The 20,178-nt window shown below is 44.2% G+C and carries 19 protein-coding genes and 1 pseudogene; 9 read left to right on the top strand and 11 right to left on the bottom strand.

Translation table 11 applies throughout. From position 1 onward, the window contains the following. From ACOCD9_RS19375 to ACOCD9_RS19390, 4 genes are all read right to left on the bottom strand, one after another. On the bottom strand, positions 1-560 hold a 560-nt coding region (locus ACOCD9_RS19375; protein ID WP_419548218.1), incomplete at its 3' end, for an FHA domain-containing protein. A 97-nt stretch (positions 561-657) separates the two neighbouring features. Next, the gene (gene ilvN / locus ACOCD9_RS19380) at positions 658-1,182 is read right to left on the bottom strand and encodes an acetolactate synthase small subunit (RefSeq protein WP_287702683.1); all 525 of its coding nucleotides are present in this window, start codon (positions 1,180-1,182) and stop codon (positions 658-660) included. 263 nt (positions 1,183-1,445) lie between these two features. Further along, on the bottom strand, positions 1,446-3,065 hold the full coding sequence (locus ACOCD9_RS19385) for an ABC transporter substrate-binding protein (protein ID WP_287702681.1): 1,620 nt from the start codon (positions 3,063-3,065) through the stop codon (positions 1,446-1,448). A gap of 683 nt (positions 3,066-3,748) precedes the next feature. Next, entirely contained in the window at positions 3,749-4,288 is a 540-nt protein-coding gene (locus ACOCD9_RS19390; RefSeq protein WP_419548219.1) for a pentapeptide repeat-containing protein, read from the bottom strand. A gap of 69 nt (positions 4,289-4,357) precedes the next feature. Here ACOCD9_RS19390 and ACOCD9_RS19395 point away from each other — a divergent pair, with 69 nt between their 5' ends. Beyond that, positions 4,358-4,975, top strand: coding sequence for a DedA family protein (locus tag ACOCD9_RS19395; protein ID WP_004161440.1), 618 nt, complete (start codon positions 4,358-4,360; stop codon positions 4,973-4,975). Between the two features lie 404 nt (positions 4,976-5,379). Beyond that, the gene (locus ACOCD9_RS19400; RefSeq protein ID WP_287702679.1) at positions 5,380-6,150 is read left to right on the top strand and encodes an FkbM family methyltransferase; all 771 of its coding nucleotides are present in this window, start codon (positions 5,380-5,382) and stop codon (positions 6,148-6,150) included. A 28-nt stretch (positions 6,151-6,178) separates the two neighbouring features. Here the strand turns inward: ACOCD9_RS19400 and ACOCD9_RS19405 are convergent, their stop codons facing one another. Beyond that, positions 6,179-7,264, bottom strand: coding sequence for a glycosyltransferase family 4 protein (locus ACOCD9_RS19405; protein ID WP_419548220.1), 1,086 nt, complete (start codon positions 7,262-7,264; stop codon positions 6,179-6,181). 117 nt (positions 7,265-7,381) lie between these two features. Between ACOCD9_RS19405 and ACOCD9_RS19410 the strand changes: the two genes are divergently transcribed. Further along, positions 7,382-7,567, top strand: a complete 186-nt coding sequence (locus ACOCD9_RS19410; RefSeq protein ID WP_419548221.1) for a hypothetical protein — start codon at positions 7,382-7,384, stop codon at positions 7,565-7,567. Between the two features lie 49 nt (positions 7,568-7,616). On the opposite strand, the gene ACOCD9_RS19415 is transcribed toward ACOCD9_RS19410, so the two are convergent. The 4 genes and pseudogenes from ACOCD9_RS19415 to ACOCD9_RS19430 all read right to left on the bottom strand — a co-directional run bounded on the left by ACOCD9_RS19415 (position 7,617) and on the right by ACOCD9_RS19430 (position 9,633). Then, the gene (locus ACOCD9_RS19415) at positions 7,617-7,919 is read right to left on the bottom strand and encodes an RNA recognition motif domain-containing protein (RefSeq protein ID WP_061430769.1); all 303 of its coding nucleotides are present in this window, start codon (positions 7,917-7,919) and stop codon (positions 7,617-7,619) included. A 254-nt stretch (positions 7,920-8,173) separates the two neighbouring features. Then, positions 8,174-9,007, bottom strand: coding sequence for a 1,4-dihydroxy-2-naphthoyl-CoA synthase (menB, locus tag ACOCD9_RS19420; RefSeq protein WP_287702671.1), 834 nt, complete (start codon positions 9,005-9,007; stop codon positions 8,174-8,176). A 135-nt stretch (positions 9,008-9,142) separates the two neighbouring features. After that, positions 9,143-9,214: pseudogene (locus ACOCD9_RS19425) on the bottom strand (DUF4164 domain-containing protein); the annotation flags it as partial. An 86-nt stretch (positions 9,215-9,300) separates the two neighbouring features. Beyond that, on the bottom strand, positions 9,301-9,633 hold the full coding sequence (locus ACOCD9_RS19430) for a DUF4164 family protein (protein ID WP_287702669.1): 333 nt from the start codon (positions 9,631-9,633) through the stop codon (positions 9,301-9,303). Positions 9,634-10,341: 708 nt separating this feature from the next. On the opposite strand from ACOCD9_RS19430, the gene ACOCD9_RS19435 reads away from it, so the two are divergent. Further along, complete coding sequence (locus ACOCD9_RS19435) at positions 10,342-11,625, top strand: TldD/PmbA family protein (RefSeq protein ID WP_419548222.1); 1,284 nt, start codon at positions 10,342-10,344, stop codon at positions 11,623-11,625. A 356-nt stretch (positions 11,626-11,981) separates the two neighbouring features. On the opposite strand, the gene ACOCD9_RS19440 is transcribed toward ACOCD9_RS19435, so the two are convergent. Continuing rightward, positions 11,982-13,664: a hypothetical protein gene (locus tag ACOCD9_RS19440; protein ID WP_419548223.1), complete on the bottom strand. Its 1,683-nt coding sequence runs from the start codon at positions 13,662-13,664 to the stop codon at positions 11,982-11,984. A 190-nt stretch (positions 13,665-13,854) separates the two neighbouring features. Between ACOCD9_RS19440 and bchD the strand changes: the two genes are divergently transcribed. The 5 genes from bchD to ispD all read left to right on the top strand — a co-directional run bounded on the left by bchD (position 13,855) and on the right by ispD (position 19,251). Beyond that, positions 13,855-15,852, top strand: a complete 1,998-nt coding sequence (gene bchD / locus ACOCD9_RS19445) for a magnesium chelatase ATPase subunit D (protein WP_194017033.1) — start codon at positions 13,855-13,857, stop codon at positions 15,850-15,852. 302 nt (positions 15,853-16,154) lie between these two features. Further along, complete coding sequence (locus ACOCD9_RS19450; RefSeq protein WP_419548224.1) at positions 16,155-16,658, top strand: hypothetical protein; 504 nt, start codon at positions 16,155-16,157, stop codon at positions 16,656-16,658. A gap of 10 nt (positions 16,659-16,668) precedes the next feature. Beyond that, the gene (locus ACOCD9_RS19455) at positions 16,669-17,559 is read left to right on the top strand and encodes a hypothetical protein (protein WP_287701422.1); all 891 of its coding nucleotides are present in this window, start codon (positions 16,669-16,671) and stop codon (positions 17,557-17,559) included. A 365-nt stretch (positions 17,560-17,924) separates the two neighbouring features. Further along, positions 17,925-18,332: a DUF1824 family protein gene (locus tag ACOCD9_RS19460; protein ID WP_287701424.1), complete on the top strand. Its 408-nt coding sequence runs from the start codon at positions 17,925-17,927 to the stop codon at positions 18,330-18,332. Between the two features lie 238 nt (positions 18,333-18,570). Then, positions 18,571-19,251 (top strand): 2-C-methyl-D-erythritol 4-phosphate cytidylyltransferase, encoded by a 681-nt coding sequence (ispD, locus tag ACOCD9_RS19465; protein WP_419548225.1) that lies wholly within the window; start codon positions 18,571-18,573, stop codon positions 19,249-19,251. On the opposite strand, the gene ACOCD9_RS19470 is transcribed toward ispD, so the two are convergent. Continuing rightward, positions 19,246-19,863: a serine O-acetyltransferase gene (locus ACOCD9_RS19470; RefSeq protein ID WP_419548226.1), complete on the bottom strand. Its 618-nt coding sequence runs from the start codon at positions 19,861-19,863 to the stop codon at positions 19,246-19,248. The genes ispD and ACOCD9_RS19470 overlap by 6 nt on opposite strands. Positions 19,864-20,178: the final 315 nt, after the last annotated feature.

Consider the following 20,178-nt stretch of genomic DNA (forward strand, 5'->3'; position numbering starts at 1 on the left):
CCGCTCACCCCGGAAGGGAGTGGATAAACATTAACTTTGCGACTTTCCCAGATAACCGCTAAAACTAATAAACCGAAAATACCCCCCGCACCATAGAAACCATAGCGCAAAAGTCGCACCCACAGGGGAGGGGGACAGTAATAGGAGATGGTGACACAATTGGCTAAGTCTGGAGGGGCCAAAGTAAAGGTATCACCATGACGCAGGGAAACGCTTTTCAGACGACGTTTACCCATATAAACCCCGTTAGTGGAGTTTTCATCTGTGAGTAGGAAATTATGGGGATTTTTCGGGTCACGCTGCAGGGAACAATGAATCTGACTCACCACAGTGTTAAGGATAGTAATATCACAGGAACTGGAACTGCGGCCTAACAAATAGCGATCGCCGATAAGGGGATATTTGCTTTCCCCGCTGCCATTCTCGTTTTTAAGGCGTAATTCGGGAACTCTCGCCCCTTTTTTGAGATTTACCGCCTGAAAATTCACCTTTCCTTGCAGTTTCTGCACGGCAACGGTGACAAGTTGACTAATTTGGGTTTTCGGCGACTGGTTAGACATAGTTTTTATCAGTTATCAGCTTCTGGAGGCAAGAGGGGAAGTGGGGAATTGCAACTAAAACCCTAACACCCCAATTCCCAATTGATACCCAATATCCCTAAATCGACATTTTAGCCTCTAAAGCTTTGAGGTATTCCGTATTGACTCCCGACTCGCGAATCAGAGCAATTTTACCGGTACGCGCCACCTCGCGAATGCCAAATTTATTCAGCATTTGCATAATCGCCACCATTTTACCCGGATCCCCCACCACTTCGATGGTCAGGGTTTCCTCGGAAATATCCACAATCCGGGCCCGGAATACCTGCGCTAATTCGATCACTTCTGCTCGGCGCTCGGCGGTAGCATTAACTTTAATTAGCATTAATTCCCTTTCCACACAAGGGGTTTGGGTGATATCCTGCACCTTGAGGACGTTAATTAATTTGTACAGTTGTTTGGTTAACTGTTCGATGCTGTCCTCGTCTCCTGGTACTACCATCGTAATGCGAGAAACTCCCATCTGTTCGGCAGGACCCACGGCTAGACTTTCAATATTAAAGCCGCGACGGGCAAATAATCCAGCAATACGGGTTAAGACTCCCGCTTCATCTTCAACTAATACGGATAATGTGTGTTTCATGGCGATCTAAGTAGGTAGGCGTTAAAAGTTGTCAGACACCCCCCTTATCAAGGGGGGCAGGGGGGATCGAACCTAAAATCCATTTTTAATTTAATTATAACCAGCTACTTATCTACACAACCTATATTTAACCATTGTAAGACAGGAGGCAAGGCCAGAACAGCTTGTTTTCACCCCACGACGATAAGAAATTTTAACAGATAAAACCCCCCTACCAGCACGGCGAGGCAGGGAGCAAAAGCTGACGGCTGACTCATAATTAATTATCGGGATTTTTTGGCGATTGTCCAGAAGGGAAAAGTTTGACTGGGATTGATGATAACTCCCGTGATGCCATGGCGAGCAAAAGCGTATTCTTTGGTTTGCCAAAGGGGAATATAGGGAACTTCATCGGCGAGAATTTCTTGAATTTTGCCAAAAATTTGCTTTCTTTTGGCTGGGTTACTTTCCTGACGGGATTGGGCGATTAATTGATTCATTTCTTGACTATAAAAAAATGAGCCTTGACTTTGTGATCCGCCTTCTTCGCAGCCGGTTTCTGGAGAACCTTTAGCACAATCTAAAAAGGGATAAATATAGTTATCTGCATCCAAAAAATCGGGATACCAATTAGATAGAGCAGTGGTATAAAGTCCCCGGCTAATATTACGGAAAAAGGCCGCGCCTAGGATACTATTGGGTTCAAATTGAATCATATTATCTAAATCCCGTTTTGCTAGAGCTTTCATCACTGCCGCCACGCTGCTGGAAGTAATCGATCCCGAGGAGTGCCAAACTTCTACAATTGCCGGTTTTTCTGGACTATAACCGGCGGTTTTTAGTAATTGTTTAGCTTGCTCTATGTTATGATTGCCATAGCGCTCTTTAAACACCGGTTGTGACTCGGAAAAAGTAGTAGGAATGAGACTAAAAAGAGGGATGCCTTGACCTTGTAAAATGCGATCATTAAGTAAATCTCGATCAACTAGAGAAGCAATTGCTTGTCGCACTAAAATATTATCGGTGGGTTCACTTTTGAGATTGACGCTCATAAAGTTAATTGCTGCCCCAGAAGATTCGATCGCTTGCCATTTTCCCTGGGCTGCTTCTGTGCGTAATTTTCTCACTTGAGGAGGCAGTAAAGATTGATAGGCAATATCCACCGCACCTGTTTGAAAACCGTTAAATAAATTGGCAGGATTCGAGAGATAAATTTGCACATTAACTCCCTTATTTTTTGCCGGTTCTCCCCAATAGCGATCAAAGGCTTCTAAACTAAAAGAATCGCTGGTAACTGCTTTTAATCGATAATGTCCTGTGCCAATAAATTCTTCGGGTTTGAATTTACCCTCGCCAATTTGATAAAATTTGGGTGAAACCGCACAGGCTCCGGGATAAGCTAAAAGAGCGGGAAAAGCGGCAAAAGGTCTGGTTAATTTAATAGTAATTTCGTCTTCTTTGCTGGCGGTGATTTTATCAATTGTATCCCGGAGAAGAAAGGAAGGTTCTCCACCATTTTTGATGAATCTTTCTAGGGAAAACTTCATCGCCTCTGCGTTAAAAACCGTGCCATCATGAAAGATAACTCCCCGACGTACTGGTATAGTATAAGTCAACCCATCGGGGCTAATTTTGGGCAATTCCGTGGCTAGGAGAGGCTTTAAATTAGTGGTTCCTTCCCCGTAAGTGTAGAGAGTTTCACCGAGATTATAAATAATAAAAAGTCCCGCTAACTCATAACTATCGGCCGGATCGATCGAGCGCGGTTTTAGGGTTGTCCCGATCATCAAGCGATCGCTATCCCCCCGGGGTAAATTGGAATTAGTGGACTGACAGCCCACGGTCAGAAGAAGACAGAGGCAAAATAAACTTAAATAGCGGTAAAGTCGGCGTAAAGGTCTCATCGAGGGCGATTAACGGCAGCTAGGTATCGATCAATCCTATCATTTTTGTGCATAATCTTTTCTTCTAGGTTCCCTTAAGGAACTGGGTTGATTGCTTAATTGGTTGGGGAAAATTCTTCAATAACTGCACTGATTACCCAGACAATTAAACTAAATTTTCTGGTCGAGGATGGCAAAAACTTGATCAATTTGGCCAAGAGGAAGACTTAGGGCAGCAAAGGGGTTAAATGGTTCAGAATAGCTGGAGCTATGGAGGCAGATAAACAGGGAAATGGTTAAGATTTTTCAACCTAGATCAGGTTCCAGCAACTAATTAGAAACTCATCTTCTTGGCTCTTCTAGGTTCTGTGTGATAAGTTTAACTTACTCTATGATCGATCGATCTTTGTGTCCTTTGTGTCTCTGTGGTTCGCCCCACTCCCTCGCCCGCAAGACTGTATCTTAGAATACATTTTACCCACCAAACCTGGGAGAGCCTCTTCTTTTATAAACCTCTTGCATAATTAATTTTTTCAGAGTTCAAAAACGGCAGAAATAAGGATTAGATGGCATAAAGTCTATAAATAGACCATTTAACTGATTATTATTCATTCTTAATTCTCCTGACTCCTGACTACTGGCTACTGACTCCCAACCCTAACAACAATTTTTGATTTTTACAAGAGGTCTTATCCATCAGCCATTTAGGTTAATCCTGTCCCTTCTAAACAAGCTCGATCGAAAATTGCCCCCGTGGTTACTGCCGAGGCTAAATTAGCACAAAGAAGATTGGCATCAGTAAAATTTGTTCCGCGTAAAATCGCCCCGAAAAAAATTGCTTCCTCTAAATCGGTTGCCGACAGATCTGCCCCGGACAGATTAGCGCTAGTAAAATCCGCGTGGGTTAAAATCGCCCCAACAAAACTCACTCCCCGGCCATCGACACCGCGAAAATCTGCCCCAGACAAATCTAGATGATTAAAAACCGCCCCAGCTAAAAAAGCACCGGCCAAACTTGCCCCAGTGACGATCGCATCGAGGAGAATTGCCCCGCGTAAATCGGCATTACGAAAATCTGCTCCCCTTAAATTTGCCCCTGTGAGGTCAGCACCGCGCAAATTTGCGCGTAAATTCGCCCCTGCTAGGTCTGCACCCGCTAAATCAGCCCCTGCCAAATTCATGCCCGCTAAATCTTTTATCTGACCCTGACGAATTGCTAATAAATCAATACTGGGAAAAGTCATGTTCAGCCACGGTTAAATACTGTAAAAATATCTTAGAATATTCGTAAACCTTTGTTAAGAAAGCGCTCCATGTCCCTAGAGCTATTATCCCTAGAAAATATTGAAGAAATCGCCCACCAATACGGATACTGGGCAGTATTTATCGGCATCACCCTCGAAAATATGGGGATTCCCATCCCGGGAGAAACCATCACCATTGTCGGCGGCTTCCTTGCCGGTAGCGGTGATTTAAACTATTGGTTAGTTTTAGTCAGCGCAATTACAGGAGCAGTTTTGGGCGATAATTTTGGCTATTGGCTCGGTCGCGCTGGAGGTTGGCCGTTTTTGTTAAAAGTTGGTAAATTCTTTCGGATTCCGCCTCAAAAACTAGAATTAGCCAAGGATCAATTTAGTAAAAATGCACCCCGGGCGGTCTTTTTCGGTCGTTTCGTGGCTTTGTTAAGAATCTTTGCCGGTCCCATGGCGGGAATTGCCCGAATGCCCTACGGTCGCTTTTTCCTCTGTAATCTGGGTGGAGCGACGGTGTGGGCGACTATTATGGTGACATTATCTTTCTTTTTAGGCCGTTTGTTCCCCTTGCACCAGTTAGTTAGTTCTATGGCTCGTTTTGGTATCTTGGCTTTAATTATCGTCCTGGCCTGGACAATTATTCACCCCATCCTTGAGTCACGGAAAAAGGTGGCTTAAGTCCGTCATTTCAGTTATCAGGGATCAGTGATCAGTTATCAGCTTTTGAAGGCAAGAGGCAACAGGCAAAAGACAGAATCTGACAATTCTCCTACCTAAAAAGAAGGTTATAAACTAGGCACATCAAAGCTTTTAGCTTAACCAATTAGGTCTTAGATTCGGTCGAGTAAATCTCTTGCATAATTAGGGTCTGCTGAAAAAGTTTTTCAGTAAACCCTAATTGAGATTGAGAATATCAATGTCAGAGTTCATAAGGGTTTAAACGGTCTGGAGTTTATTCAGACTTATCTGAAATGACTATAATTTTTATCCACCGGAAAAGGGGGCTTGTTACCTCATTCTTGACGGGGAGCTATTCATGGTGTTAATATAATTTTGTCCAAGATTACAACTATACATCAACGGTGATAGCCAAAAAAATTACTTTTTCTAATGGATTGGAATGTTACTACAGTAGTAGCAAAGAGGAAACAGAATACATTTTTTCGGAAATATTTACTGAAAGGCAATATGAAGGGCATGATATCGTCATCAAAGAAGGCGATGTGGTCTTTGATGTTGGAGCCAATATCGGTCTATTCTCTATTTTTGTCAAGGGAGTTGAACCAACAGCAAAAGTTTTCGCCTTTGAGCCAATCAAGCCAACTTTTGAGGTTTTGCAAAAAAATATTCATTTGCATTCTTTAGAGGATGTTGTTTTATTTAACTGTGGATTAAGTTCAGAGAATAACCCAGCAAAAATCTTTACTTTTTATCCCAATATGTCTGCTAATTCAACCACAAAGCCAGAGGATACCTTGGCTGAATTAGAAGATATTCAAGTCGATCAGAATTCCCAAAAAATAGAAAATTTGTTTGAAGAGTTTTTCCAAGAAAAAGAACAAGTAGCCTGTGAAGTAAGAACTCTATCTTCCGTAATTAATGAACTCGGTATTGACTCCATTGACTTACTGAAAATTGACGTGGAAGGAGAAGAATACGAAGTATTTCAAGGCATCGAAGCTAAAGACTGGCCAAAAATCAAGCAAATAGTGGCTGAAATTCACGATAAAAAGGGACGCTTAAAGCAAATAAGCCAAATGCTGGCAGATAATGGCTTCAAAATTCAACTAGAAAAAAGAGACTTGCTACCTTCGACATTCGTGGATATTTTCCATTTATATGCTGTGCGTTAGGGGTTAAATTTTTATTGTCAAAGTTAATCTATTTTTCCAGAAAATTGGTTAATAACTGACTGAAACGTTGGGCAATAATCGGTGCATCAAATTCTGAAACTTTCGCTCTACCTGCCTTCCCTAAGGAACGAGCTTTCTCTGGATTGAGAAGCACTTCTGCCAATTTACTGGCTAAATCTTCAGCATCTAAGGGATTGGCTAATAGACCTTGTACACCATCTTCAATCAACTCCGGTGTCGAGGAGGAACGACTGGCGACAATCGGTTTATAACTGGCCATAGCTTCAGCAAAAACTAGGCCAAATCCTTCTTGCAGACTAGGTAAACAAAAAACTTGACAATCAAGATATTCTTGGATCAGTTCTTGATAGGAAAGATAGCCGAGAAAAGTAACATTTTGCTCTAAATTGAGTTCTTGTGCTAGACGGCGTAAATTATTCCATTCAGGACCTTTGCTGGCAATTCGTACCTCTACATCGGGTATTTGACGGCGGAGAATTGCGGCGGCGCGGATCAAAGTAGCAACATTTTTGCGAGGATACTGGACACCGACACAAAACACCGTCGGCCTCCTCTGCTCGCGGTTTCTTTCCTCATACTTGACCGAGGCGACCGCTGCATCCCACCCTTTAAGATCAATTAGAGAATGAACAATTTCGATATTGCCATCGTACTGATAAAGTTGCTTGAGTCTAGTACGGGAATACTCACTGGTAGAGATGACCAGATCCGCACGATGGACGCTCACTTTCTCGGCCTTTGCCATCAATTCTAAGGAAGTTCGCACCCAACCCCGCTCAAAGGTGGCTTCATCGGCAATAATACCGTGAATATAAACGATAAAAGGGACTTTTAGGCGATCGCTGATGGCGTAACCATCCATATCGTAACCTACCACCACATCATAGTGGTCAAAGCAACGGGGATCGAGTCGCCAATTCCAAAGAAAGCGATGCGCCATGTAGCCTAACGGACCCGATGCTTTGGTTGGCGAGAAGACATCAACTATATGACCCTGGGAACGTAACTCGTTAGTCAGGTGGATATTCCCAACGAAAGTACCACTTCCGAGCTTGACATTTTGGGGAGTTGCTGTGATGATTGCTATCTTCATTTTTTGTCAAAGTTTATGGCAGCGGTTGGATTATGATGGGAAAATCAGAACAAATAAGCTGGGCAGGAGTAGGTGCGAATCAAATCTTGATTCTACCTGATAACATTCTCAAAATCTATGGACGAACCGAGATTTTTGCGTCTGTTAGCCTTTTTTCGTCAAAACGATGAAATGTCCGTATCGATTTTCCCGATCATTTTTATCTTGAATAAATTCATCGAAATTTTTGAGTCTGAAAACCCGTCCTTTAAAATGGGTATTAGGATGTTAGAAAACAAACGCAGATTTATTAATTATCGATAAGAAAGCGGTTATCAAAAATAACCGCTTCTGGAATTTTCTAAGAATCTCTTTAACGTTCGCGGCGCCCGAAGTTTTTGCGATCACCGCCGCCACGACCGCCAGAATCTTCTTCTTTGGGACGAGCTTTATTGACTTTCATCTGTCGTCCCATCCATTCGGCCCCGTCAAGAGTTTCGATCGCTTTTGCTTCTTCCTCATCGGAGGACATTTCCACAAAACCAAAACCGCGCATTCTACCCGTTTCCCGATCTACGGGCAAGTAAACGCGACTAACCGTGCCGTATTCAGCGAATACCTCTTTCAAGTCATCTGTCGTGACCTCATAAACCAGATTACCAACGTAAATCGTCATGGATTGTCTCCCAATATCACAGCCATTTCGAGAAGGAGATCGGACACAACCCAGTCAAGGCCATCAGGGAAAAACCACTTCTGTTTGAAACCAATGCTGCTACCGAACCTAACTACTCTCTCTAAACTAGCATAGCTTATCAGTGATCAGTTATCAGTGATCAGTAGGAGTAGGGAGTATTAAGTGAGCAGTATTACACGGCGGTTTTCTGCTTTCTTTTCACTGATTACTGATTACCGTTTACTGATCACTGATTAGGGTAGCCAAGGATATTGACTAAAATCGGGGGGACGTTTTTCGAGGAAAGCCTGTTTACCTTCGGCTCCTTCGGCGGTCATATAGTAGAGTAAAGTGGCATTGCCTGCTAACTCCTGTAAACCCGCTTGACCATCACAATCAGCATTAAAAGCCGATTTCAGGCAGCGAATCGCCAAGGGACTTTTTTCGAGAATTTCTAGGGACCATTTAACCCCTTCCTGCTCTAATTCTTCCACCGGGACGACATGGTTAACCAAACCCATTGCTAAAGCTTGTTGGGCGTTATACTGCCGACAGAGAAACCAAATCTCACGGGCTTTTTTCTGACCGACCACCCGGGCCAGATAGCTAGAGCCAAAACCGCCGTCAAAACTGCCCACTTTCGGACCGGTCTGGCCAAAAACGGCGTTATCCGCCGCTAAGGTTAAATCACAAACCAAGTGTAAAACATGACCGCCCCCGACCGCATAACCTGCCACCAGCGCGATAACTACCTTGGGGATGGAGCGAATTAATTTCTGTAAATCCAGCACATTGAGCCGGGGTACGCCATCATCGCCAATATAACCCGCCTGACCGCGCACCGTCTGATCGCCGCCAGAACAAAAAGCATATTTGCCGTCGCTGTGGGGACCTACACCCGTGAGCAGTACCACCCCAATGCGGGCATCCTCGCGAGCATCACAGAAAGCGTCGTAAAGCTCAAAAACTGTCTTCGGACGGAAGGCATTACGCTTATGGGGGCGATTGATGGTAATTTTGGCGATTCCCCCCCATTTATGGTAAAGAATATCCTCGTAGGTTTTGACGGATTGCCATTCAACGCTCATAGTCTCGGTTATCGGCACAGCTTTTTTACCTTACCCTATTTTGTCCCCCACTTTGAAGCAGGGAACGCCAGAATAGGGGAATGGATAGTTGACGGACAAGGTTTAAACCCACATTCCGCTCCCTCAACTGTCACATAAGCTGTCCCCTTTACTCTCAATCCTTGTCAGGACCGATTCTAGGGAATAGGTGACAGTTTCGTTAGACATTTTCCTAGACTCCTATAGATTTTTGAGTTTTTCGAGCAGCTATTTATTATGGTCATAAGGGAAGTAACTGTTTCTCAGGGTAACTTCTAGGGATTGGGGAAAAAACCAAAAAGTTTAGCAGCACCTCCCAAGACAGCAACCACCAAAGCGATGAGAATCCCCCGGTTGGTAAATTCCTGATAAGCAACCCGTACCGTTAATCCCTCGATTTTCTCGTCTAATACTTTAATATCTCCTTTTAACTCGGCCTTGAGTTCGGCCTGTCCGATTTCTAATTTGGTTAGCCGGTCTTCTACCTTGTCAAATCTCTCATCTACCTTGTCAAATCTGTCATTCATCCGTTTTTCAAGGGAGTCGATTTTACTCTCAATCCTTGTCAGGACAGATTCTAGGGAATAGCTGACAGTTTCGTTAGACATTTTCCTAGACTCCTCGATCTATCTGGCGACTATCTTAATTATTATACTAAGTCCGTTGAGTAAGTAAGTGGTTTCAATTAAATTGAAGATATATCCCCCCTTAATCCCCCCTTGATAAGGTGGGGTATCTAACAATTTTTAACACCTACTTACTTAGCAGATAATATTCAGCCGCTTTTTTAATTAATAAAGCTATCATTAAAAAATTCTGAATTCCATGAAAAATCTGACCATGTACAACGCTATAATCGAATAAACAACTAAACTTTATATTTCTGTAATGCTTAAGTAGATAGGTATTAAAAACTTTCAGATCCCCCCGCCTATCGGCACCCCCCTTATCAAGGGGGGCAGGGGGGATCGAACCTAAAATCCATTTTTAATTTAATTATAACCAGCTACTTATTAAAAACTTTCAGATCCCCCCGCCTATCGGCACCCCCCTTATCAAGGGGGGCAGAGGGGATCGAACCTAAAATCCATTTTTAATTTAATTATAACCAGCTACTTATAAACAAGCTGGTTATCCTAAATCAGATGGGAAAGATGCTCTTGGCTCTCCTGGTTATTTTGTTTCTTCTGTGGGAGGTGTGCCATTGGCAGTTCTGAAGTGCTATATTAGAGATCAAGAAAAGCTGTCGTGAAACGAAGGGGTTTTAAACCTAAATTTTCGATAATCAGATAGCTATCATCTCAAAAACTATCACCATGACGATCGATCCGCAACAACTCATCGAACTGGCTCTCAAATCCGGAGCAGTGGCAGCCGAAGTTTATCAATCTTCCTCCCTTTCCCATCCCGTTTTTTTTGAGGCTAATCGTCTCAAACAGCTAGAAAGTTCCGAATCTGTGGGAACTGCCTTAAGATTATGGCGCGAGGGTTGTCCGGGGTTAGCGGTGGGTTATGGTGATGTGGAACCGAAAATTTTAGTAGAAACGGCGTTAAATTTATCCTATCTCAATGCTCCCGAAGAAATCGAATTTTCGGCGCCACGACAGGCAATTTATGACCCGATTGGTCAGGATGTGGCGGTAGAATCTTTAATCGAGATGGGTAATCAAATGATTGGCCAAATTCGCCAAGTTTATCCTGAGGTTATTTGTAGTGGTGAATGGGAATGTGAACGGGAAATCACCCGTTTGGTTAATTCCCAAGGTTTATATTGTCAATATACCGATACAGCTTTGAGTTATTACCTGGGGATTGAATGGGTGCGGGGGGAGGATTTTCTCGCGGTTTATGATGGGGAATATACTCGCAGTACACCTCATCCCGATACGGTAATTAAACAGTTATTGCAGCGACTACAATGGGCTGCCAATAATGTGGATAGTCCCACGGGAAAATTACCAATTTTATTGACCGCTAATGCAGTTACCCTGTTATGGGGTACGGTGGAGATGGCTTTAAATGGGAAACAGATCTTAGAAAAGTCTTCGCCCTGGAGTGATAAAATCGGTCAATTGGTGATGTCAGAAAAGTTGACTTTATCCCAACAACCGGAGCAAGAACCCTATAGTTGTCCCTTTGATGATGAGGGAACTCCTACTAAATTTTTATCTTTAATTGAGGGAGGTAGAGTTAAAGAATTCTATAGCGATCGTACCACGGCCAGATTATTAAAAACTACTCCGACTGGAAACGGTTTTCGTCCCAGTTTAGGGGTTTATCCCATGCCGGATTTGGTTAATTTAATCGTGGCACCGGGAGAGGGAACTTTAGCGGATTTAATCTCGCAAATAGATGAAGGCCTAGTTATCGACCAAATTTTAGGTCATGGGGCCGATATTTCGGGCGATTTTTCTGTCAATATCGATCTGGGTTATCGCATAGAAAAGGGAAAAATCACTGGACGAGTTAAAGATACAATGGTGACGGGAAATGTTTATACAGCTTTGCAAAATTTAATCGCTTTGGGGGCCGATAATCAATGGAATGGTTCCTGTTATACTCCCTCGCTAATTGTTGATAGTTTATCAGTGGTAGGGTAAAAATGTGGCGTTGTCAAATTGAAAGATGCTCCTAATCAGATGGGAACTGAAATTACTATGTGTAGGGCTAATTCATGAATTAGCCCTACAATAGGCGTTGTCAAATTGAAAGATGCTCCGAATCATCTGGGAACTGAAATTAACTCAGCCTACTTTTTGGGGTTAATTCTTTTGGGCTTTATTTGACCTGAAAATAGGGGGTTCGCAGGCAGGCACGGATTCCCATTCTACAAGCAATTATCTGTCAAGTCGTGGGGTTTTGTCAAGCTTTTTTGGGAAAAAAAATTAACCGACACTCAAGGGGAGAAAATTGTCAGCAGAGATATTATTTAATCTCCCCTGTGAATCGGTATTTTTTAGCCTGGCATTAACGCTTTAGTTGCCGAGGCACCAAGGCGATTCAATTGGCGATTAATTTGCCATCCGACGAGGGTTAAACCCAACCACTGACCGAAGATTGCTAAAGCGAAAGAGGGAAATGTAGCGTATTTAGTAGCGGCAATGGGAAGAAAAGTAAAAAACCATAAAAGCGGAGATTGACTGGGATTAACTCTCAATACAGCGAAACAGAGGAAGGGGAAAATAATCAAAATGCCGATGCTACTGGCTGCCAGCAAAGCGCGTTTATTTGTGCCGGCTAACATCAATAATTGGGCGATAGCGGCATAGACTAAAATCATGTTCATTGCCAAGAGAAACCCAGCTGCAGTGGCTAGTTTATATTGATGGAGAGGGGCGATAAAAATAGCGGGAAGGATGAATAAAATGGCAATAGCGACGTTAACAGCCATGGCTAGGGTAGAAGGACTTTTTTCGCCAAAGATTAAAGCTTTCCCCAGACTAATGCCCGTTTTTCCTTGCAGATGACGATAGCGAGTCCAATCTTGGATAGTTTGACGGGGGGGAGTGAGGGCAAAAAGGATTAACAAGCCAAAAATCGCCACAAAAACGCTAAGAATGACAAAATTATCGAAAAGATAGCTCGGTTGCAGAGTTTGGAAGACAAAACCCAGGCTAATGGCACTAAAACAGCCCATCATCCAGTAACTTTGGGGTTTACTAACAAGAGTAACGAGGGGATTATGGAAGCGACGCTGGAGAATTCTGGTTAAACCGTAGGTGCAGAGGGCAAAATTGAGCAAAATTAAGCTAATACCCACTATAACCGATTGCCAGAGAGATTGACCGTACCAACGCAGATCAAAGATTTGTGAGATTCCTAGATAGCGTACCGCATCGGGGGGGAGAAAGGTAGATTTAACTAGATAGGGGAGGACAAAACTAGGATTAAAGAGAATTAACCAATCAAAGGGAGTACGGGAACCACCATAGCCCGATAAAGTAAAAATAGTGCTATAAAACACAAAGATTAAGACTGCAGCACTGCCTAACCAGGGTTGAAATCCTCCTAACCATGGCGTGGCTAAAGCGAAACTGAGGGCGGCATGATAGAAAAAGGCACAACTAGCGATCAGAACCGCGTAGAAGGCTAAAATTAACGATAGGGGAATACCTGCTAATAAACCCGCCCCCAAGTGAAAGGGTAAAGCGAGAAGACAGACGAGATAGAGGAGAATGGGAACCCCGAAAATTTTGCCGATAAAAATCGTTTTGGCGGGTTGGGGACTCAGACGGATAAAATTAAGTGTACCCCGGCGCTCTTCCCCGGAAAGATCGGCGATTAATTGATAGGTTCCCACCACTAAAAGAGCGAAAATGCCGGTAATACTCAGAAAAGTGAAGATATCTAACCACCATAACCGGGAGATAATCATCCATTGACCATTTAAGTCTTGGATACAGTATTTAAGCCCACTATAGGGATAATAATCGTTGTTGTTGGGGGGATTAGCGGTACAGTAACGACTAAATCCCGCCCCTACTGGCAAAAGATTTTGATAGTATAAATAAACTAATAATTGACCAACAAGGGAGATTACTGAGGCGATCGAGATATTTTTCGGGGTTAATCTTCCTTGCCATTCTCGCATAATTTGCGGGTTGGTTTCCGTAAGGCGATCGATTATTGTCACTATCATGTTTTTGTCCTCTCTACAGCCGTTATCAGGAGCTAATCCTAGGTTAACCCAGTAACTTCTCGATCGGTTCGGGGAGAAAGAACTCGATCGAGATGCAGCTAAAATCTGGGTTCGGGAATCAAAAAGGGAAAAGTGCCGGACCCGGGAGCTTCTGTTTTACACTAGAATTTGGCCGCCTGAATCTAGATCTATGCCCACTCTGACCCTCAATTTTCCCCTAACTGCCGTTGTCGGCCAAGAAGCGATTAAATTAGCCCTACTCTTAGCCGCTGTGGATCCCGCCCTAGGGGGTGTGGTAATTGCCGGTCGTCGGGGAACCGCCAAATCAGTCATGGCGCGAGCGATACATTCCCTGCTGCCACCGATCGAAATTATCGCAGGTAATGTCTTTAATTGTGATCCCAACAATGCCGACGAATGGGACGATCGCACTAAAGAAGAATATAGCAGTGGAGAGGTCCCCACGGAAGTTATCCGGGCCCCTTTCGTGCAGATTCCCCTAGGAGTCACCGAGGATCGTTTATTAGGTTCCGTCGATGTGGAAGAATCGGTGAAACAGGGGGAACCAGTCTTTCAACCCGGTTTATTAGCCAGCGCCCATCGGGGAATTCTCTACATCGATGAAATTAATCTACTTGATGACCAAATTGCTAACCAATTACTAACAGTTTTAAGCGAAGGACGTAACCAAATCGAACGGGAGGGCATCAGTTTTCAACATCCCTGTAAACCGCTCCTGATCGCTACTTATAACCCAGAAGAAGGGGATTTACGAACCCATTTATTAGATAGAATTGCCATTGCGCTTTCCGCCGATGGTGTCCTTAGTTTAGACCAACGAGTCACCGCCGTCAATCAGGCGATCGAGTATGCTGTTTCTCCCACCGCTTTTATCGCCCAATATGCCCAAGAAATCGATGATCTAAAAACCGAAATTATCCTGGCGAGGGAATGGTTAAAAGAGGTAAAAATTAAACCCGAACAAATTAGTTATCTAGTGGAGGAAGCGGTGCGCGGTAGGGTGGAAGGTCATCGCGCCGAGATTTTTGCCGTGAGAGTAGCCAAGGCCGCCGCCGCTTTAGAAGGTCGGGATTTAGTCAGTGCCGATGACTTAAAAAGAGCCGTCGAATTAGTTATTGTACCTCGATCGCTGATTACGCCACCACCCCCGGAACAGGAACAACAGCCACCACCACCACCGCCACCACCGGAACCGCCCCAAGACGAAAACCAGCAGGAACAGGAAGAAAAAGAGGAGGAGAAAGAGGAAGAAAAAGAGCCGGAACAGCCGGATAATTTGCCGGAAGAATTTGTTTTCGACCCGGAAGGGGTTTTACTGGATCCCAGTGTGCTGTATTTTGCCCAGATGGCCCAGCGTCAGGGGAAATCCGGGGCGCGTAACCTGATTTTCTCGGAAGATAGAGGACGTTATATTAAGCCGATGTTACCCCGGGGCAAGGTAAAAAGAGTCGCCGTCGATGCCACTCTCCGGGCGGCCGCCCCCTATCAAAAAGCCCGTCGCTTGAGGAATCCCGAACGTCATGTGATTATAGAAGAAGGGGATCTGCGCTCAAAACGGCTGGCCCGCAAGGCCGGTTCTTTAATTGTCTTTGTGGTCGATGCCTCCGGTTCCATGGCCCTGAATCGGATGCAGTCGGCCAAAGGTGCGGTTATGCGTCTGTTAACGGAAGCTTACGAAAATCGCGACCAGATTGCCCTGATTCCTTTCCGGGGTGAGCGAGCAGATGTACTATTGCCACCGACCAAATCGATTACCCTAGCGAAAAAACGTCTGGAAACCCTGCCCTGTGGTGGCGGTTCCCCTTTAGCCCACGGTTTAACCCAAGCGGTTCATGTGGGGATGAATGCCCGTTTATCGGGGGATATCGGTCAAGTGGTGATTGTGGCGATTACCGACGGGAGAAGTAATATTCCTTTGGCGAAATCTTTAGGCGAACCGATTCCGGAGGGTGAAAAACCCGATATTAAGGCAGAACTGCTCGATATTGCCGCTAAAATTCGCTCTTTAGGCATTAAACTGCTGGTTATCGATACGGAGAAAAAATTCGTCTCCACTGGTTTTGCCAAAGAATTAGCCCTAAAAGCTGGGGGTAAATATTATCATCTACCCCGGGCCACGGAACAAGCGATCGCATCTATGGCGCGAGGGGCAATTGCGGGACTGTAGCTAGGGTTTACCGAAGAAGTTTTTCCTGGGGGCAGGGTGTGGGGTGTGGGCTTCGGCCGTGAGCTCAGCCGAACGGGTGTGGGGTGTAGGGTGTGGGGTGTAGGGAAAGAAACCTCTTTCATCTGTGGGGGTGAAAATTTTTTCATCGGGCCTGCCCCCTGCCTTCGTTATTGACTCGAATTTTGCTGATTTTCTGTTTTTCCCGGTCTGGTGTGACAGCATCTAGAAAAACTTAACAATAATCAGCAATAAGCGAGAGATATACTACAAACAAACATGAGCAAGTTTTAATTAAGAGAACTATGAGCTTTCGATTTGGCAAAATCTTGATAGCAGGGGTATTAGCGACACTTTTGCTAGTAACTTCCTGTGCTAAAGCTCCCTCGCAATTTGACCAAGCGCAACAGGAAAGTACCGCTCGCGGGGCGGCGGCAGTGGTGAAAGAATCCACCTCGGGCGGCAGTTTTAATCGGTTTTTCCCGCCTTCTGGGGGAGGATACGAGCGCGTCTATACCCAAGAGAAAAAAGGCTTTGCTGAGGCAAAACTGAAGCAAGATGGCAAAGTTGTGGCCATGTTAGCCATATCTGACATCAGCAATAATCCCGCCGCGGCCAATAAATTCCAAGACAGTCAAACCACAATTAAAGGTTTTCCCTCTGTGGAACAGGGTGCAACTGCCACCGCCGTTTTAGTCAATAATCGCTATCAAGTCAAGGTTTTATCGCGGGAGCCAGATTTTACCGCCAGCGATCGCCAAGCTTGGTTAGCTAAGTTCGATTTAGATGGTTTAGCAAAATTAAAGTAAGGAGACATCCGTGAGTAAGCCAATTTTTGAACTGGTGGACGAATTACCGACTAATAATCTCACCGTCAAAGTTCTCAAAACCCTTGATTATGTGGTGCCGGGAGAGTGGGATAACCTAGTCGGGTTTAAAAATACGATTATCAAAGTCACTGGTGAAACCGACGAAAGCATGATCCAACAGATTGGCGATCGAGCCGTTTGGTTGTTTAATGATAAATCCCAGGGCTATCAACGGGCGCTTTGGCTCTACCAAACCATCGACAGCGCCGATAATGCCCTAGCCACTGCCTCTCTTGCCAATGCCGTCGGTGGTAAAATTCCCCTCATGGGCGGTTTAATCGAAAGATTAACCCCTGCTCCCGAAAAAGCGCAAACCATCGATCTAACCCTGAAATTAGTGACCGAATTAGTCGCTTTTTGTCAAATTAATGGCATTCCGGGGGATAGTATCGGGGATTTCGTCGCTTCCCTAGGAGATTATAGCGGCGAATCCTTGATGCGGATGGCGGCGTTAGTTTGTTTGGATGGTTTAATCCCTCTGGGGGGCAGTTTTATCCGCAAAGTGGAATCGAGCCTGAGCATTCTCAGGCCGGAAGAATTAGAATCTAACTCCACTTTCGGCAGTATTAAAGAATTGATTCCGGGGGGAAATACTGCCAGAAAATTAGACTTTATCGGTCAAAGTTTCGACTCCACTAAAGGTTGGATGAGTAATTTTGTCAGCGAGCGCAGTTTGAGCCAGCAGGGATTATTGAGCAAAATTCAGGGATTTATCGACTTTTCTGCCGATAAATTGGTATATGTTGGCGCATTCCTCGATATGACCACCAATTACTATGAACATACCGGCATTCAAACCCTGGCTCGTCGTTTAATCGAAAGAGCCGTGGCGGAAATTTAACTGGAAGACTCTGATAACAACCGAAGAAAAAGCCCTAGAGAAACGGGAGGAGTTGACTGAAGCTGCTGAGACTCTATCTCACCAGAAATGCTCCTCTTTTCTCCTCAGGATGTAGGTGTTTACTTCAGCTATCAAAAAGCAGCGAGTGAAATGCCCGCACAACCCGGAGCGATCGAAAAACCCCGATAAATTTTCCTGTCCCCAACCTGATATGATCGGGATTGCCAGGCTTACGATTAAGACCAATGCAAAATTTTCCTATCTCCAAATCTCCATGATTTAGGGCTTTTTTCCTTGGGAATTTGTCGTTAAGGACAGCAGCACCAGTTTATTTTTTATCTTTAGCCCCGCATATCTAACCGCTCATGTCTATTGAAGAAGCCTTGAAACTCCTAAAAGAATATGGATGTATTCAACTAAAAATTGCCCAATCCCCCGAAGAAGAAGAAGCTCTAAGACAGGCAATTTTATTAGTTAACCAAGGTTCGGAATCAATTAATTTAGGTATCTGTGCCGATAACAGTGAAGAGGGATTTAAAGCCCTAAAAAGTTATCTACAAGCCCTAGGATACCCCCTACCTAATACTCTCCCAGAAGACCAGCCAGAACCGGGAGCGGTGTATATTAAATACAATACCCAAAGACAAGCTTCCTATCTCGATTCCTATACGGGAACCTATCGCGGTGTCCTGATTTCTTGTCAATCAGAAAATGATCAATTAGTCGGTACTTATGGTCACTTTCCCCTCGATTTATTCTCTGAAGAGGCATAGTTTTGGGGTTATTGAAGCGATTAACAATCATCGGCACCCCCCTTATCAAGGGGGGATTAAGGGGGGATCGGCACCCCCCTTATCAAGGGGGGATCAAGGGGGGATCGGCACCCCCCTTATCAAGGGGGGATTAAGGGGGGATATATTGAAATCACTTACTTAACAACCAAAAAGCTCCCCACTTCTGTCCACTGAAGTCTCTTTCCTGAATCTTTTTAACTTTTTACCTGAAAAAAATATGTATTTGTTAATTCCAGCAGCGGGAATGGGTAAACGGATGGGCAGCGATCGCAATAAGTTACTGCTCACCCTGCACGGAAAACCGCTCCTCGCTTGGACTTTGCTGGCTGCCATGGAATCGAGGGCAATTATCTGGATTGGCATCATGGCACAACCGGAAGACTTTGAGGAGATCCGAGAAATTATCACCCCTATAAATGCCCTTAAACCCGTGCAAATCATCCAAGGAGGTGAAACCAGACAAAAATCGGTTTACAATGGCTTACAAGCCCTACCAGAGGGGGCTGAGACGGTTTTAATTCACGATGGGGCGCGCTGTTTAGCCACTCCCGAATTATTCGATCGCTGTGCCGCTGCTTTAGCCACTTGTCTGGGTTTCATAGCGGCCATTCCGGTGAAAGATACGATTAAAATTGTCGATAGCAAGGGCTGGATTGAGGATACACCGGATCGCTCGCGGTTGTGGGCAGCCCAAACGCCCCAGGGTTTTCAGGTAAAATTATTAAAAGAATGTCATGAACAGGGCCGAAAATTAGCTTGGGAAGTCACCGACGATGCTGCCTTATTAGAAAAATGTGGTTTTCCCGTCAAAATTGTCGTCGGTGAAGAAACTAACTTAAAAATTACTACCCCCGGAGATCTGGCAATTGCCGAGTATATTTTAAGTCAGCGTTTATAATTTTTCATCTACTTTAACGCCGTCCCGTTTAATAATACGAGCGGGAATACCCACCACCACACAATTAGGTGGAACATCCTTGACTACCACTGCATTTGCGCCCACGGTGACATTATCACCGATGGTAATGTTTCCTAAGACTTTAGCGCCGGCGGTAATCCTGACATTATTGCCAATTTTGGGGCGACCGCTTTTATCTTTATAGCCAATTGTTACCTGTTGATTAATCCAACAGTTATCGCCCAAATCCGCCATAACAATCGTACTAAAACCGTGTTGAATAAATAATCCTTTGCCAATCGAACAGGAAGAATCTAGAAATAAGTAGGAACTTTCGCGATAGAAAAACCTAAGAATATACATTAAAAAACGGCTGAATGAACCACCTTGAAAAAGACGACAATAATATAAATTTCTAAATTCTTTTGCCTCCAGACACAGAGCTAAGAATTGTAACCAATCTGCTCTTTTTTCCCAGCCTAATAACTCTACCCAACGCCGCACATCACCTAAGATAAGTTCTCGATTATTAGCTACCTGAAAAGCAATGATTAAGGGTGAGAGCCGGAGAATACCCGCATAGAAAAATAATTTTCGGAAGAAACTTTTCATCGTTGGTCTAAAATAAGTGACAATAGACTTGCTTTTTGTTGCTATTAATTATAGTAGTATTGTAGGGAATAGTTCAACCGTCGCCCGTTTATTGGACTCCAACGATGTCAACTACCTTACAGTTCTTGCCCGAAGTATCCGTGATCGTGCCAATTTATACGGATTTCAGCTACTTTTAGGCGTAGGCACTTTCATCGAATTTTATTTGAAGTTAATTATTTACATAACAAATCCCGAAGAGCCGAAAAGATTAGTAACTTAACGGACGAGAGGCGCAACATTTTGAGATTTTTCCCCAAACCTTGCCAGGAATAT

The organism is Microcystis sp. (assembly GCF_048564745.1).
GTDB lineage: Bacteria > Cyanobacteriota > Cyanobacteriia > Cyanobacteriales > Microcystaceae > Microcystis > Microcystis ichthyoblabe_A.

Excerpts from the sequence above, each read along its gene's own strand:
- ACOCD9_RS19435 (WP_419548222.1), top strand. The coding sequence starts at position 10,342 with ATGACGATCGATCCGCAACAACTCATCGAACTGGCTCTCAAATCCGGA.
- ACOCD9_RS19385 (WP_287702681.1), bottom strand. The coding sequence starts at position 3,065 with ATGAGACCTTTACGCCGACTTTACCGCTATTTAAGTTTATTTTGCCTC.
- ACOCD9_RS19415 (WP_061430769.1), bottom strand. The coding sequence starts at position 7,919 with ATGACGATTTACGTTGGTAATCTGGTTTATGAGGTCACGACAGATGAC.
- ACOCD9_RS19460 (WP_287701424.1), top strand. The coding sequence starts at position 17,925 with ATGTCTATTGAAGAAGCCTTGAAACTCCTAAAAGAATATGGATGTATT.
- ispD (WP_419548225.1), top strand. The coding sequence starts at position 18,571 with ATGTATTTGTTAATTCCAGCAGCGGGAATGGGTAAACGGATGGGCAGC.
- ACOCD9_RS19450 (WP_419548224.1), top strand. The coding sequence starts at position 16,155 with ATGAGCTTTCGATTTGGCAAAATCTTGATAGCAGGGGTATTAGCGACA.
- ACOCD9_RS19470 (WP_419548226.1), bottom strand. The coding sequence starts at position 19,863 with ATGAAAAGTTTCTTCCGAAAATTATTTTTCTATGCGGGTATTCTCCGG.
- ilvN (WP_287702683.1), bottom strand. The coding sequence starts at position 1,182 with ATGAAACACACATTATCCGTATTAGTTGAAGATGAAGCGGGAGTCTTA.
- ACOCD9_RS19440 (WP_419548223.1), bottom strand. The coding sequence starts at position 13,664 with ATGATAGTGACAATAATCGATCGCCTTACGGAAACCAACCCGCAAATT.
- ACOCD9_RS19410 (WP_419548221.1), top strand. The coding sequence starts at position 7,382 with ATGGACGAACCGAGATTTTTGCGTCTGTTAGCCTTTTTTCGTCAAAAC.
- menB (WP_287702671.1), bottom strand. The coding sequence starts at position 9,007 with ATGAGCGTTGAATGGCAATCCGTCAAAACCTACGAGGATATTCTTTAC.
- ACOCD9_RS19395 (WP_004161440.1), top strand. The coding sequence starts at position 4,358 with ATGTCCCTAGAGCTATTATCCCTAGAAAATATTGAAGAAATCGCCCAC.
- ACOCD9_RS19405 (WP_419548220.1), bottom strand. The coding sequence starts at position 7,264 with ATGAAGATAGCAATCATCACAGCAACTCCCCAAAATGTCAAGCTCGGA.
- bchD (WP_194017033.1), top strand. The coding sequence starts at position 13,855 with ATGCCCACTCTGACCCTCAATTTTCCCCTAACTGCCGTTGTCGGCCAA.
- ACOCD9_RS19430 (WP_287702669.1), bottom strand. The coding sequence starts at position 9,633 with ATGTCTAACGAAACTGTCAGCTATTCCCTAGAATCTGTCCTGACAAGG.
- ACOCD9_RS19390 (WP_419548219.1), bottom strand. The coding sequence starts at position 4,288 with ATGACTTTTCCCAGTATTGATTTATTAGCAATTCGTCAGGGTCAGATA.